Source organism: Bacillus thuringiensis, assembly GCF_001182785.1.
Taxonomy (GTDB): domain Bacteria; phylum Bacillota; class Bacilli; order Bacillales; family Bacillaceae_G; genus Bacillus_A; species Bacillus_A thuringiensis_S.
Genome location: NZ_CP012099.1, coordinates 2,328,525 through 2,343,733, shown reverse-complemented (window position 1 = coordinate 2,343,733; position 15,209 = coordinate 2,328,525). Strand labels below are relative to the sequence as shown.

Below are 15,209 nucleotides of genomic sequence, written 5' to 3'. Positions count from 1 at the left end.
ATATTTACTAAAGAAATAAAATCTATCTAGTAATTATACTTTTTTCAAAAAATTTGTTGTTCTTTGTTTTGCCCAGTTGATACATTTCTTTTCGATTAAATGATATGAAACTATAGAAAAAAGTAGTGTCATTGCAATGCACAAAGTAAGAAGGAAAAAGATAGGTATCTTTGTATACAAAAGTTTAAATAATACCATCATGATTGGAAAATGACACAAATAGATACTGTATGAAATTTCTCCTAAATATACAAATACACTCTTATTTAAAAATGCTTTTACTTTTAGGTTACTCATAGCCATTATAATAAATATACTAACCCCCATTACGACACCCCAATCTTTTAATAAGAAAGTTGTATCATTACGGGAAAAACCATAAATTAAAATGGAATATAAATATAGAATAATCCCTAATGCAATAAGAAATCCTTTTTTAAATTTTTTCATGTTCCTATATGAGTAGATAAGTTTTTCCTGATACTTAAAAAGTAACATTCCAACCATAAACATAGATGTAAAATGCAGTGTATCAGCATAACCATTATAAAATCCTTCAGCTTTCCCAATATGCAACATATTAAGAACAACACTAATTAAAGAAAAGCTCAATGCAAATAGTATCGTTTTCTTCCAATTCAGTTTATAAAAAAGAAGGAATAACAAAGGAAACACAATAGATATACGCATTTCTTGAGCCAATGACCAAATAACTGGATTATAATTTTCCGTAAAAAAGTTATTAAGAAGCACAAAGTGGTTTAGAATATCTAATTTTGTTATAGACCCTTGCCACCTATCATAGAACCAATCTCGTAATCCTACCACTTCATACGACGAAAATAAAATAAATAAAACAAAGGTAACGATTATCCAAAAATAATAAGGAATATAGATTCTTACAAATCTCTTAATTAAATATCCCCAATAATTTGTTTTTGAATGATAAAGTGCCATAGATAACACAAAACCACTTAGTACATAAAAAACGATAACAGCTTCCCCACCCGCCCATAAAAACCTAAGCGGGGAAAATTTAATAGAATTAGGCAACGATGGTAGCATTAAACAAAAATGTCCAAATACCACAGTAAGTGCCGCTAACCCTCGTATGGAATCTAATTCTTTTATTCTCTTACTCATAAAATGTTCTCCTTGTAAATTGTAAATTTTGCTGTTCATAAAGGCCACTATAAGAATGTAGTGGGTGGATTGTACATATTGTTTCTTTAAATTCCTAATATAAGCAGTACAAAGTTAATTTGACCTCCATTTCTTTATATACATAATTTAAAACAAAATATTTAATACAAAGAAAAGATTTTATTAAATTTTTATAAAGTGAAACTTTAATCAGCCCTCGCCAATCGGGCGTTTACGGGCAGCAGGGCCCCCACCTAACTTCCTTGCTTCCGCTGAATTTTGAGATGGGGGTCTTACTGCCCGGCAAATAGCGGGATACAATCTAATTACAGAAATACGTACCAGATATTAATTTTTTATTGTAAATTGATGGAATAGTGGGTGTTTTTTCATCATGTAACTTTATTAAACTAACCTTGCACCCGAATCCTTTAAATCGAAAAATTCATAATAAACGCCATCCTTTCTGTATATTTCTACAAAAAGAATAGCGTTTTAGGGATATTTGGATATAAATTTATTTTAGCTTGATAGAAATACAAAATGTTCCGAAGAACCAAATTTCAAAAGTAATACACTCTTTCATTCCAAACTATGCACATAAGAACCTATAAGACTTTGAAACCTTTTGTTTCAGACTAATATTTAGTTGTATCCTATAAAATTAGCTTTTTACTATATCAATCGCACTATCCCACATACCACTAAAAAAAGATCCTGTTTTACGTATAAAACGTGTAAACCAATTTGCTTGTTCCACATCAGATTTTGTTACAAGATCTATTTGTAACGATTTACCTGATAAGAACCCAGGATCTGTATTATCTTTAGGCGAGATAATCATTTCACTAATTGTTACACCTTTTTTCATAGGCGCTTCTTGTTTTTTATTCAATACTTTAAATTCTTTTTTATAAATGTCTTTATTGCCCTTCGGCATTGGAAGTGAAACAGCTTGCTTCGTTTGAACTACTACATCTTTGTCTTTTGCATTTGCTACTCGCACTGTTTCATGCCCTTTTACTACTGAATCTTTTCTGTAGACATTCTTCACTTCAAAATTCGCAAATCCATAATCGTATAATTTCTTTGTTTCATCAAAACGTGCCGTATGAGATTTTGCTTTTATCACTACAGAAATTAGGCGCATACCATTTCTTTCTACTGTACCAGTGAAACAATCTCCCGCTTCTGGAGTCGTTCCTGTTTTCAAACCATCTACACCTTCATATTGCTTAATTAAACCTTTTAACATCCAGTTAAAGTTCGCCATATCAATTGGATATTTACCACCCTCTTGGAATGTTTTTTTAGGAATTTTTGCTGTATTTAATATTTGGGGGAAATCTTGAATAAGACGTTGTGCTAAAATTGCACAATCCCTTGCAGACATTTTATTTTTCTCGTCTAGAGTTGTCCCTTCTGGATGATATCCTTTTAAATCGTGATTTGTTAAGCCTGTAGAGTTTACAAATTTATAATCTTTCATTCCAAACTCTTTCGACTTATCGTTCATCATTTTTACAAAGTTGACTTCTTTACCAGCAATCTCTTCAACTAAAGCAATTGTTGCACCGTTTGCAGAGTAAATTGCCATTGCCTCATATAACTCTTTTACTGTATAAGAGCCACCATTTTCTAATGGAACGTTTGATAATGAACGATCTTGCGAAATCTTATGTGCATATTCAGAGATTTTAACTTTTTGATCCCATTTAAGTTTTCCTTTATCCACCGCTTCATGAACTAAGTATTCGCTCATCATTTTTGTCATACTAGCAATTGCCAATGATTCATCTGCATTTTTTTCATATAAAATTTTCCCGGAATTTGCTTCTATTAAAATTGCTGATCCTGCTTCAACCTCTATAGCAGAAGCTGTTTCCGCCGCTGCTCTTCCAAATGTAACGAACATGCTACAAAATAGTGTAAGCACTGTTACTATTGCAATAAATCTCTTGCAAAGCATACCTTTCACTTCTGTTACCTCCAATATCTTTGTACTCAAAAAAGCGTTATTCTAACATAATCTCAAAAAAACAGACAGTGTTCTCAAATTGTATATACATATAAGACATTAGAATCGCTTTCATATAGACCATCTCATCCGACACTTTTAGATGCCCTGATACTTTGTATTCCCACACATATCCCTATTTTTAATCCCCTTATATTTTTCAAAATGATTCGCACTTTCATATTTTTTAGGATTACAATTAATAGACAATCTAGATACTACATTTGTTCCATATTTACAAAAAATAAAGTGAAACTTTAATCAGTTGGGGTCTTACTGCCCGTTAATGCTTTATTAGCTATCAAGGATTTTAATTACTCAATTCAGCTATTTGCTAGACTTATATTAGAGATGAATTTTCTTTAGTCTAAACTATTAGTTTTTTGTAATAAAAAAACTACACCCTATACTGGATGTAGTTTTTCTAACTGATTTATTTATTTTTCACTTCATTTTTATAAAAAGCAAATAATGGTTCGATGGATGGACTAGATAACAGCGGAATTGCCTTCTCAATCAATTTCCTATCCCAATCAAACCAACGCATTTCCATTAACATGTTTATTTCTGTATCAGTGAATCGTTTCTTTATTTCCTTAGCAGGATTTCCACCAACTATTGTATACGGCGGAACATCTTTACTTACGACAGATCCTGCAGCAACAATTGCCCCTTCACCAATAGTAACGCCAGGCATTATTATAGCATTCATTCCAATCCAAGCATCACTTTTTATGACTGTATCACCCTTAGGTTCATATGATTGTTCAATTTGCTCAGCGAATGGATATACTGTAATCCATTCTGAGTGATGATTATGGTTACCACCCATTAAAATGACTACTCCACTTGCAATGCAAACATAATTCCCAATAATGAGTTTATCAAGATGCCATCCCATCTGTTCAATTGGATTGAAAAGTGCTTGAGACTTAGCATCCCCCCACAAATACCTTACACAGCCATCTTCAAAATTTTGATGACTATAATAGCCTGAATAATAGGAGTACTCTCCTACTTCAATGAGTGGATTTGTTACTATATCTTTTATATACTTTGTTTCTGACCAATGATTAAATAATGGATACTTCATAACTTTATTCCTCGCTTCTAAGTATTATATATTTTGTAATTTACTTAGAAGCTTAATACGACTGCTACATTTTTTAGCTTTCTCAAACGACGAATCATTATCTTCAAGCCTTTCTTTTATACTAAAAAAAGCATAACGCAATACATTACACTAGTCAAATTGTGTAATTTTGAACACAACTTAAACAGCGTAATACTGCAATAAGAACATGAAAACACTCTAACTTTGATACAAATAATATATTGATTACATTTAGTTTATATTTTGTAAAAAAATTTTAATTGCCATGACAAAGCAAACAATAACCACTATTGGTCGTATTAATGACGTCCCTTTTGTAAGCACCATCTTCGCTCCAATATATGATCCTATAATTTGACCAAGCATCATAATCAACCCAATTGTCCAATCGATTTGGCCAAAAATAATAAAATATAACAAAGCAGCGAAATTACTTGTAAAATTCAAGATCTTAGCATTTGCAGTTGCTCTTGTAGCACTATATCCACATAAGAGAATGAACGCTAAAGCAATCAAGCTACCTGTTCCAGGGCCGAAGAAACCATCATAAAATCCAAGTAACGGAGCCACTGTTAACGCAAACAACAACATACTTATTTTTCTCGGTCGATCTTCGTTTGCTATATTTGGAGATAATAGAAAATAAAGACCAATAATAATAAGTAAAAAAGGTAATATCATGATTAGATATTCTGCCCGTATCTGTAAAACAAGCCATCCACCGAAAACGGATCCCAAAAAGGTCATTAAGATGGACAAACGCATATCTTTGAGATTAATTTCTTTCTTCTTAATAAAAATCATTGTTGCCATGAGGGTTCCGCTACTCCCTTGTAGTTTATTAGTTGCTATCGCTACAGAAGGAGACATACCTACTAATAACATTATCGGGATAGTTATCATACCACCGCCCCCAGCAATTGTATCTATCCATCCTGCTAATACAGCTACTAAAAATAGTAGTATGAGTAATTCAATAGTAAAATCCATACAAAGAATAGGGGCAGGCTTGAGCTATTATAACCCAAACCTCCCCATCGCCCCTCCTCTCTTTAAACTAGTTAATGATATCTGTAAAGTAACTTTCTTTCTGATCACGTAATCGGCTGGAAACGTACTGCCTGCAAACAATTCTTCTTCCGTACTTATTATCTCCAATCGGGATTTTATATTCTTCCTCAGATAACCTTTCCCTACCATGAGTTACATTTGTTTGTTTACCATAGTATGAATTTGGGATAATTAATAAATCTTCAGATGTAAGTGGAACCTTATAAGTGGGCGTTGTTCGTAAGAGTTCTAAAAACATGTCAAATTTCAATTTTTCTTCTTCACTTTCTCCCACATAAATCAATCTATTTTCTGCTCCATTCAAACAAGTTGCAATAATATCACCATTATCATCCAAAAATATGATTTGGTTTATTTCCCCTACAAATCCAGATATTTCACCATCCGCCATTCCTGCGATATGAGCAATAGGCATTTTACTTACCGCAAATATATCATCTTTACTGAAGTGATTTTCTTCAAGATGCTTTTGAAGTAATTTTGGCGTTCCAATATGAGTTTGAGTTTTTAAATTTAACACTCCTTTTAATAAAAGAGCATCAACTCTAGTAAATTTTCCACAAGTAATTTCAGACACTATTCGTTCTACGGATTTATTAAGTCTATTTGATACAATTTCTAAATTCGTATTGAATGTTTTCAATCTTGCTTCAATATCTGATTGGTCTTTCATATCTGTATACACTGTGGCATCGTTATGTTGATAAAAGTTTCCGCCACCGGTGCTTGCACCGACATTTCGCAAAACTTCATCGTTGTTCAAAGGGGAAATGAGGTGAAATCTATTTTTCCCTGCATGTTCGGATGGGTGAATTAAAGCATCATAATTAAAAAGTGTGGCAAAAAGCCATGTGACCCATTCTGCATAAAAATATTTTTTCATTCTATCGTGTTCGTCTTCACCATAATTAAAACCTTTGCGATTTTCCCCAGGTAATAGGGTTTCCATAGGATCACATGGAATATTTTTAATAAGAGTAGGTGGTACGTTCCCACCACAATTCGCTACATTTATCATATGTAGTAGTTTTTTCATGTCTGAATTCGAAGTTTTCTTTGAATAATCAATCAAACAATTAAGCCACTCTCTTGAAAAGCTTGCAGCTATTTCTTGTTCACAAGTATAAGGATTATGAGTTTTTAATTCATGGTCTATTAGATTCTTCATTTTATCCTTCAATACATTAGGAATGCTAATTTCTTCGATTTCTGTAATCTGCAGTGTTCCTTTATTCATTATAAAACCTCCGTTGTTTTATTTTTTCACACCATATCTTCTATTAAATGAACTACCTACTTCTTTTTTGCTCCTTTGCTTTTCTTCAACGCTATTAGAACTACCAATTTACAGATAAAAAACGTGGAGTATAAGAGATTTCTTCTTAGTCACATTTCCCCCACGAATCTCCGTTAAATTGGCAAATTTAATTTGAAAATCTGATTCATTTTCATACTTTACTTTCAAACTATGTTTATATGATTTTCAATTCAAGTAAGAGTATTTCATTTTCTAAAGTTTTCCTGAGTTTAAAATCAGAATTTTCAATATAAATATGTTAACACTAAAAATATAACACGAAACCAAAAAATGTAAATCAATAGTTTTTTTATAAAAAATAGTCAGACTATTTATAAGGTAATTCGTATTTCATTGAACCAACTACGGCCTCTCAATTTTATTGATAACAATAAAAAGGTCCCCTAAATGGTAATAGAGGACCTTTTTCCAAGTATATTCTATTTTAAATTTCTTACTTACCTTTTATTTTAAAAGATATTGCTGTAACTTCTTTATTAACAGTTCCATCCCGTTTGGACTTACAATAATCTTCCCATTCGCTAACGAAATATTGCTGTCTGAAATATCCCCTGTAAGTGCACAAGCTCTTGGTGATTGATATTTTCGTAAAATAATCTGGTCCTCTTCTATAAACATTTCAAGAGAATCTTTTTCTACAATTCCTAAACTCCGTCTTATTTCCATTGGAATAACAATACGCCCCATGCTATCTGCTCTACGAGTACTCCCTCTTGTTTTCATAAAATGCCACCCTTTATTTTTATCTAATATTACGGTACTTATTTTAGCAATAAACAACAATTAGGAATAGTTCGTATTACAGCACTTTTTTTAGGAATAAATACCAATTAGGAATAACTTATGTTAGAATTATTTCTTGTTTATTCTTGATTTTTAATATATTTATCCTTGATCATTTTTATATATTGTTTTCTTTCTGTTAATTCAAATATAAATAATGCCTTTTTTATGTATGTTAAACCAACTTCATTAGAGTGCTGAACTTTTAATAAAATTGCACCTTTTTCAAAAAACAATTCACCTAATAAGTATAAAGTATTCATATTTATAGCTAATTTTATGCCTATTTCACTATACTTTATTGCTTCTTCATATTGATTTGCAAGGTGTAAACATTTTGTTAACGTATGAATGAGTCTTAATTTGATTTCTTTTTCTCTAGGGAATTCTATCTTATTAAAATTAATTAAACTTTGTTTTAATATATTTATGCTTTTCTCATAGTCTTCATTTTCTGCATGTATTATAGCAATTGAATTCATTATGCTTATTTCTTTTTCTGATAAAAAGTTACTACTACTTAAGGTTTGTTTTAGTGCTCTATTTAAAATGTCAAAAGCATTAATTGTTGCTCCATTTACATAATATATAGCAATCGCTTCATGCCATAATAGAAATTGTCTATCTTCTTTTGATTGGAAATTATTTTCGTTTTTCTCTTTTTTCACTATTTCGTAAAGCTCATTATATTCTTTTTGTTTCACACAATCTCTCATTACACATTTTACATTTTCAATATATTTTATTTTTTTGTTTTTCGTTAGCGCAAATATATAATTTGGATCAATACCAAGTCTTTCAGATAATTGATACAACAATATGCTAGATGGATAAATAATACCTTTTTCTATCTTACTAATTTGGCTTTGTGAACATATTCCATGACATAATTCAGATTGTGACATGTTTTTTTTCTTTCTAAGTTCTTTAATAATAATACCAAAATTGTAGAATTCCATCTTTCCTCCCTCAAATGTAACACTTTATGAGTATAAGAATATTTTCCAACTTTTAATGTAATGTAAAATTAATATAGTTACAATTACTAATTATATGGATTTATAGTTTCTTTTACAAACTTGTATCACAATACGAGAAATTATTAAAATATGGTTCACTAATAATCAATGGGAGTTTTATTCATCATCACTGATTATTAGTCCACTCCAGATAGGCTTTTACAGGGAGTCCGACTTCTTTGCCACATCTAAATTTTGAGGTGGGAGTCTTACTACCCGCAAATAGCCAGATTAAAATAAATATGGTTTTTCACCTTTATTTCTTTTAATAGTTTCTTTTGATTTTTATATAGATAATTTCGAAGGAGCGTATTTTATGAAAAGAATGTTGACCGAAAGAGAGTTAGAAGTGGCTATTTATGTAGCAAAAGGATTTACAGATGTAGAAATTTCAAAAAAAATATATGTTACCCCTCGAAGAATTTCAACGATAATTAATCATATTAAAGAAAAATGGCATATTAATTCTAGAGTGGAATTAGGTATTTTAGTTTATCATTATGGTTTTATAGATGCACCCTTATTTTCAAATAAAGAAAATCATTTATTCGAAAAGGTTGCACAATAATTGGCCAAGTATAATGTGTTCATTTACAAATAAAAACAGAAAAGTCGCTGAACTTTTATTATTTAAGGTAATTCTGAAGGTGATGGGCATGTATGGATTGCTAAAAGAAAAAATATAGATTGTATTTAGATATTTTAGTAAGAATGATTGTACCAGAAACTTTTAAAATCCCAATAATAGAGGACTCTTTGGATGTTTTATTGAAGGGCTTCGAATGACTTTTAAAAAGTAAAAACATACCTTTAGACAATGTTTCTTCTGCAACAGCAAGTATAGCTTTTAATGTAGAAAGTCCATCCATTTTGATTAAGCTCTTTTCAAAAAGGGTGGGTTTCTTCAGTTTATAGGAAAGGTATACTTAACTCATAAAAATTACAATAAAATAGGTAAAAATGCCATCGCATCTTTACCTATCCTATAGATAAACAGGTTTTCATAAAAAATAGAAAACTCCACTGAACACTATAAATATATTATTTTAAATTAATTGGTTGTTGTTGAGTAATACAATGGATCATACCACCATTTTTATAAAGCTCTCTTACATCAACCCCCACAACTTTACGATCAGGATAAAGTTTTTGAATCATCTCATTTGCTATTTTATCATTAGGATCATTATAGTTAGGAACTAAGATAACTTGATTCGCTATATAATAATTAATATATGAACCTTTATAATCGAGTTGCTTTCCGTTTTCTAATGTAACATTATTCTTGCTTAGCGGCAGATATACATACTTGTACTTATTACCCTCAGCATCTTTTGCCTGCAACAACTTGTTAATATCTTTATCAGACGTTCCCCATTCAGCTAAATCTTTTTTGTTTAATGTTATAATAGTAGATTTATCGTGGAATTTTGCAAATCCATCAATATGAAAATCAGTAATATCTAAGTTAGGTACTCCATCTAACCAAATAAAATTTGTTACCCCAAGGTCACTAATATATTTTTCAATATCTTTTTCTGACAATTTAGCGTTTCTATTTTTATTCGTCACAGCACTTCTAGTTAGTAAAGCAGTTCCATTACCATCTAATTCAAATGCGCCACCTTCAAGAACAAATTTATTCCAATCAATTCTTTCAATACCTAACTGTTTGCTAAGATTCTCACGAAGATGAGCATCTTTCTTATATGGTGTTTTCTTTCCCCATCCATTAAATCCCGGGTCTAATATCTTTAGATTTTTGTCATTATCATAAACAAAAATTGGTCCAGTATCTCTTGTCCATACATCGTCAGTAGGTGCGATAAAGAAATCAATTTTTCCCATATTCACCCCGTGATCTATTAAAACCTCAGTAATTCTTTCTTTTTCTTCTTGATCATATGCAACAATATGAACTTTTTCGCCTTTGCTTAAAGCATTTGTCATTTGAATCCAAATTGGCTCTACTTCTTGCTGATATTTTTGCCCATATGTAAATTCATGAGGCCATTGTAGCCATGTTCCTTCATGTTTGCTTTTTTCATCTGGCATTGTATACTTTCCTACTTGTTTTCGCACCTCTACTTTCTTCATATCTTTTCTTTGCGTTTTTTCAATTTCCTTCGCCTGAACTTTCTCAATCCCCTTCCCTAGAGCATAACCACCGAAAATAGATGTGGTTAGTATAGCACTCATACACAAATTCGTTATTTTTTTCATTTCTTAACCTCCTTTTCTGTCTTACTGTAAACCTTTACATAGTGTGAAGGTCAAGCTTTTCTGTTTGAATTATTTAAATATTTTAAATGTGAAGTGCAATTTGAATCGAACTCTATACAAAACAAGTAAGAATCAACTCTTCCTACTATAATCATCATTTTTCATAATATCTTACACTCTTTTCTCTTGTTATCCTTTTTATACCATGTACTGTATTATTTTTGAAAATAATACAGTACATGAAATTTCATACTAAATACATATATATTTATTCAGTTTATAATTAACTATTCAAAAGCAGTTACAATTCTCTCTTTCATTTTCTGTATTACTTCACTGCTCAATACTTTTTGACCAGCAGGAAGTTTTAATATGGCAGCGGCACCTTTACTAAGGTATATTTCTTGATCATTATTTTGATTTACTACCAATATTCCTTGCCCTTCAAATTCGAAATAACTAATATCTTTTGTTTCATTTGTATTATTCTTTATTGCTGTATATAATCCATATAAATCTTTACTTCTATTTTCTCCGCCCGTTCGAATCGGTTCAATATCATTCGCAACAATCATTCCTTCTGGCTGCTCACCCTTCATAATAAACCACAACTTTTCATTTGTTGGTAATAGTAAATGCTTAAATTCAGAGCTATTTAAAATTTGCTGTGCTGGAATTGTTTCATAGATTGGTAACGAAAATGGAGATGTTGTTATTTTTTCAAAGCTTAAATTTTCAGAAGAACTTCCCTTACTATATTGATAATCTTTTAATGCGATCGATTGTACCGATTCACTTTTATTTTTTGATGCATAACTAATTTTACTAGCGAAAATAATAACGGTCATTAAACACATGCACGGTATCACAAGCTTAAATAGTTTTCCCATTTATGAACCCCCGCTTTTAATATTATTAGTTTGCATGGATATTATAAACAGTTTCACTCCACCAAAAATTATTATTGTTATGGAACGTACTGAAATTATGATTATAATGATCACCATACCAAGGGTCCATGTACGTTATATAATCTGTTCCATTTGTCCCTTTATAAAATCCATCAAGTACTAGAAAGTGTCCGATGCTAGCTCCATTTTGCCACATAATGAGTGCAATCATCGGCTGATTACTATTAATTTGACTTTTGAACCACTCATACGATTTTGCTCCAGAACTTATAGCTGAGCTAACACCATATCCCGATAATCCATATTGTATTTCACGTGAAGTTGCAGGATTATTATATGATCCACCCTTAACATACCTAACGTACTGATCTTGTGAAGGAGTTTTCCCAAAATAATTTAAAACTGAGACCGAAGTGCCTGCCCAACACCAATTTGATCTTTCTTGTAATATGTTAGGTACAGATAATTTACGGTCTATTGGTGTACTTGGAGGATTTCCATTAATATACGCTGACGTTACATATACTTTTTTTCCATCTTTAAAATAGTAAAACCAACGATTGTCTAAATTTCCTGTCCAGTAATCTTTAACCGCTTCACCATACTCCCATCCTTTAAAAGATACTTTTGTATTTCCGGGAATCACATCTACAATATTTGCATTCAAACTTTTCGCCTCTCTAACATTTACATTCAATGGAGCTGTTGTCCCTGAAAATTCAACTTCTTCTGCTATTATTTTCTGAACACCAATAAAACTAAATGTGAAGAACAATAAAAACATACAAACAATAAAATGATTTCTTCCCTTCATTTCTCCACCCCTTCATCAGTACTAAAAAACATCAACAATTCATCCTTATTAATTGTTCAAGCTTAATATTACATACTAACGAAAAATGCCTTCTCATAAAATGAAACTTTAATCAGTAGGGGTTTTATGCATCACCCACTGTTTATTAGTTAAACCAATCGGGCTGCTCGGCAAATAGCGGGATAAATTCCAATACAAAAAAGGAGCCTATAAATTTTTATAGGCTCCTTTTTATTTCGTCGTTATTACTTAGCTAATTCTTTCGTACCATTCATTACATCAATGAAGAATCCCCAGTTATTCACTACAGAAGAGATACTGATATGTTCATCTGGAGTGTGGACGTTGAAAATGTCTGGTCCGAATGAAATTGCATCTAATTCAGGCATCTTTTGAACGAATGCGCTACACTCAATCCCCGCATGTACAGCGAAGATTTCAATTTCTTTATTGTATTTTTCTTGATGTACTTTTTCAAATAAATTACGAATTTGTGAGTTTGGATTGTATGGCCATTCTGGATACTCTGACTCTATTTCAAATGTAGCACCAACTAATTCAGCAATATATTTGATTTCTTCTGCAACATGTTGTTTTAAACTACTTACAGAACTTCGCACTTCGTTACGTAATTTAATTTCATCTTGCAACGTTTCAATAACGCCTAAATTTGTTGAGCTTTCTACAAGACCTTTAATATCCATGCTCATACTTTGAATGCCATTCGGAATTAAGAATAATGATGAAATAAGCTGCTTTTGTGTCTCTTTAGCAAATACTTTTTCAACTGTTCCATCCAATTTTGTCAGTGTAACATGAACATCTGGATCAACAGCACGCATTTCTTCTTGTAATACACGTGTCCATGACTCTAGTTTTTCTTCTACTTGTCCTACATCTTCTGTACGAATTAAAATTGTAGCTACACTTTCACGCGGAATTGCATTCGTTTTTAATCCGCCGTGAACTTCACTTATGTTAAACTCCGTATGTGCTGATAAGTCACGTAATACTCGTCCTAATACTTTGTTCGCATTACCGCGTTGTTTATCAATTTCCATACCAGAATGTCCGCCTTTTAGACCGCCAACATATAGACGGTATGCATCCATATTCGCTGGCGTTTCATCCCAAATTACGGGGATTGTTTCAACAGCTTTCGCACCACCTGCACTACTTACAAGTAATTTATGATCTTCTTCAGAATCAATATTTATAAATATCTTTCCTTCAAAATGATTTGGATCAATAGCAAAAGCCCCGCCCATTGTCGTTTCTTCTTCAGTAGTGATAACGACTTCAAGTGCTGGATGCGTAATTTCTTTTGAATCTAATAAAGCTAATGCATACGCAACTGCAATACCATTATCAGCACCTAAAGTTGTTTGATTTGCATATAACATATCCCCAATGATTCGTAATTCAATTGGATCTTTTTCAAAATCATGTACTGTTGCTTGATTTTTTTCGCAAACCATATCCATATGACCTTGAATAATAATAGCTGGTACATTTTCATAACCAGCTGTTGCTTCTTTTTTAATAATGACATTTAATGCTTCATCTTGAATGACTTTTAAGTTACGCTCTTTTGCAAAGCCCACTAAATAATCACTAATTTCCTTTTCATTACCTGATCCTCTAGGAATCTTTGAAATTTCTGCAAAATGATAAAATACAGGGTGCTTTGTTAATTGTTCTAAAGTAGAATACATTTTTCAAGCTCCTCTCAAAATGAAAAAATAGTATGTAAGTCTTTTATCATTATACCATGATTCATTATTTTACCTTTCTTTTAACTTTTATTGTTCATTTTATGTACAACACTCTTACAACATTGTAAGGGTATTGTAATCTATATCGATTTTTCTCATTTAATAATAGCCTTATACTTTTTAAAGAAACACATTAAAGGAGATAAAGAAAATGAAAAAGTTTTTAGCAATTATTACACTATGTTTATTATTTTCTAGTTTTACTATTGGCTGTGAGAGAGCGTCACTAAATAGAATTGGTAAAGATGTATATTACATGCAGATAAAAGGCGAAGGAACTATCGAAAAAGTAGATGGTAGAAACTTACGAAACTATACGCTGCCCGCATATGATAAAGATGGCGTCAAAAAACAAATTACATTTAGAAGTACAAAAAAAGAAAACAATCATAAATTAAATGAAGACGCGTTTTTACGCCTTTATGTAGATCAAGATGATAATAATAAAAATGAAATATCATCAATTGAAGTAAAGTCCTATGAAGAGATTCAGAAAGCAGATTTGCCTGAAAAAATAAGAGAAAAGTTTACTATTAAATAAAAAAACAAAAGAAAATGCTCTATGCATTTTCTTTTGTTTTTTTCACATGTATATATTTTGAACTACTATTATTCATCAGTTTCTCTAACCGATTTATATTCTCCGTTAATGCACCTTTCACAAGAGAGAAATCTGTATTTGATTCTTCTTTTTTTTCTTTAAAAAACGAAGACTTTTGTACATTGACTTCAGCCATCTCTTCTCCCCCTTTTCAAAAAGATACAACCTTTTATTTATATTATATAGCAAATATAGAAAGAGTGTACACTTATGATTTTCTTTTTAATTCTTCTTCTAATTCTTCTACTTGCTGCAACGTATCACCTTTTATTAAAGAGAAATCGGTTGTGTCTTCGTTATCTTCTTTAAAAAAATCATTGTCATAATCTTTTACCACTACAATCACCTCTACATGCTAGTGTAGGAATGATTGTCCAATTTTATTCAACTTTGTCGGATTTTGTTTTTAATTTATGTATA

Annotated in this window: 15 protein-coding genes; 2 read left to right on the top strand and 13 right to left on the bottom strand. The window is 31.2% G+C overall.

Annotated features, from left to right (window positions below; translation table 11 throughout):
• Positions 1-33: 33 nt before the first annotated feature.
• The 7 genes from AC241_RS12205 to AC241_RS12175 form a co-directional block, all read right to left on the bottom strand.
• Entirely contained in the window at positions 34-1,182 is a 1,149-nt protein-coding gene (locus AC241_RS12205; protein ID WP_080990780.1) for an acyltransferase family protein, read from the bottom strand.
• 625 nt (positions 1,183-1,807) lie between these two features.
• The gene (locus tag AC241_RS12200) at positions 1,808-3,121 is read right to left on the bottom strand and encodes a D-alanyl-D-alanine carboxypeptidase family protein (protein ID WP_016081610.1); all 1,314 of its coding nucleotides are present in this window, start codon (positions 3,119-3,121) and stop codon (positions 1,808-1,810) included.
• Between the two features lie 472 nt (positions 3,122-3,593).
• Complete coding sequence (locus tag AC241_RS12195; protein ID WP_000876934.1) at positions 3,594-4,253, bottom strand: CatB-related O-acetyltransferase; 660 nt, start codon at positions 4,251-4,253, stop codon at positions 3,594-3,596.
• 252 nt (positions 4,254-4,505) lie between these two features.
• On the bottom strand, positions 4,506-5,264 hold the full coding sequence (locus AC241_RS12190) for a TSUP family transporter (RefSeq protein WP_050843615.1): 759 nt from the start codon (positions 5,262-5,264) through the stop codon (positions 4,506-4,508).
• A 67-nt stretch (positions 5,265-5,331) separates the two neighbouring features.
• Positions 5,332-6,582 (bottom strand): hypothetical protein, encoded by a 1,251-nt coding sequence (locus tag AC241_RS12185; protein ID WP_050843613.1) that lies wholly within the window; start codon positions 6,580-6,582, stop codon positions 5,332-5,334.
• 525 nt (positions 6,583-7,107) lie between these two features.
• Positions 7,108-7,386: an AbrB/MazE/SpoVT family DNA-binding domain-containing protein gene (locus AC241_RS12180; RefSeq protein ID WP_016081613.1), complete on the bottom strand. Its 279-nt coding sequence runs from the start codon at positions 7,384-7,386 to the stop codon at positions 7,108-7,110.
• 140 nt (positions 7,387-7,526) lie between these two features.
• A complete protein-coding gene (locus tag AC241_RS12175) occupies positions 7,527-8,405 on the bottom strand; it encodes a helix-turn-helix domain-containing protein (RefSeq protein WP_050843610.1) in 879 nt (292 codons plus the stop codon).
• A 376-nt stretch (positions 8,406-8,781) separates the two neighbouring features.
• On the opposite strand from AC241_RS12175, the gene AC241_RS12170 reads away from it, so the two are divergent.
• Positions 8,782-9,033: a response regulator transcription factor gene (locus tag AC241_RS12170; protein WP_000827555.1), complete on the top strand. Its 252-nt coding sequence runs from the start codon at positions 8,782-8,784 to the stop codon at positions 9,031-9,033.
• A 473-nt stretch (positions 9,034-9,506) separates the two neighbouring features.
• Here the strand turns inward: AC241_RS12170 and AC241_RS12160 are convergent, their stop codons facing one another.
• From AC241_RS12160 to pepD, 4 genes are all read right to left on the bottom strand, one after another.
• Entirely contained in the window at positions 9,507-10,688 is a 1,182-nt protein-coding gene (locus tag AC241_RS12160) for an agmatine deiminase family protein (protein WP_050843608.1), read from the bottom strand.
• A 287-nt stretch (positions 10,689-10,975) separates the two neighbouring features.
• A complete protein-coding gene (locus AC241_RS12155; RefSeq protein ID WP_050843605.1) occupies positions 10,976-11,578 on the bottom strand; it encodes a hypothetical protein in 603 nt (200 codons plus the stop codon).
• Between the two features lie 25 nt (positions 11,579-11,603).
• Positions 11,604-12,413 carry a C39 family peptidase gene (locus AC241_RS12150; protein WP_050843603.1) on the bottom strand — a complete coding sequence of 270 codons (810 nt, stop codon included), beginning with the start codon at positions 12,411-12,413 and terminating at the stop codon, positions 11,604-11,606.
• Positions 12,414-12,658: 245 nt separating this feature from the next.
• A complete protein-coding gene (gene pepD, locus AC241_RS12145) occupies positions 12,659-14,128 on the bottom strand; it encodes a beta-Ala-His dipeptidase (protein ID WP_050843601.1) in 1,470 nt (489 codons plus the stop codon).
• 211 nt (positions 14,129-14,339) lie between these two features.
• Here pepD and AC241_RS12140 point away from each other — a divergent pair, with 211 nt between their 5' ends.
• On the top strand, positions 14,340-14,729 hold the full coding sequence (locus AC241_RS12140; RefSeq protein ID WP_016081621.1) for a YxeA family protein: 390 nt from the start codon (positions 14,340-14,342) through the stop codon (positions 14,727-14,729).
• Between the two features lie 19 nt (positions 14,730-14,748).
• Here AC241_RS12140 and spoIISB read toward each other — a convergent pair whose 3' ends face one another.
• Both spoIISB and AC241_RS12130 read right to left on the bottom strand, forming a co-directional pair.
• Positions 14,749-14,925, bottom strand: a complete 177-nt coding sequence (gene spoIISB, locus AC241_RS12135; protein ID WP_016081622.1) for a stage II sporulation protein SB — start codon at positions 14,923-14,925, stop codon at positions 14,749-14,751.
• A gap of 72 nt (positions 14,926-14,997) precedes the next feature.
• Positions 14,998-15,126 carry a hypothetical protein gene (locus AC241_RS12130; RefSeq protein WP_000237818.1) on the bottom strand — a complete coding sequence of 43 codons (129 nt, stop codon included), beginning with the start codon at positions 15,124-15,126 and terminating at the stop codon, positions 14,998-15,000.
• Positions 15,127-15,209 lie beyond the last annotated feature (83 nt).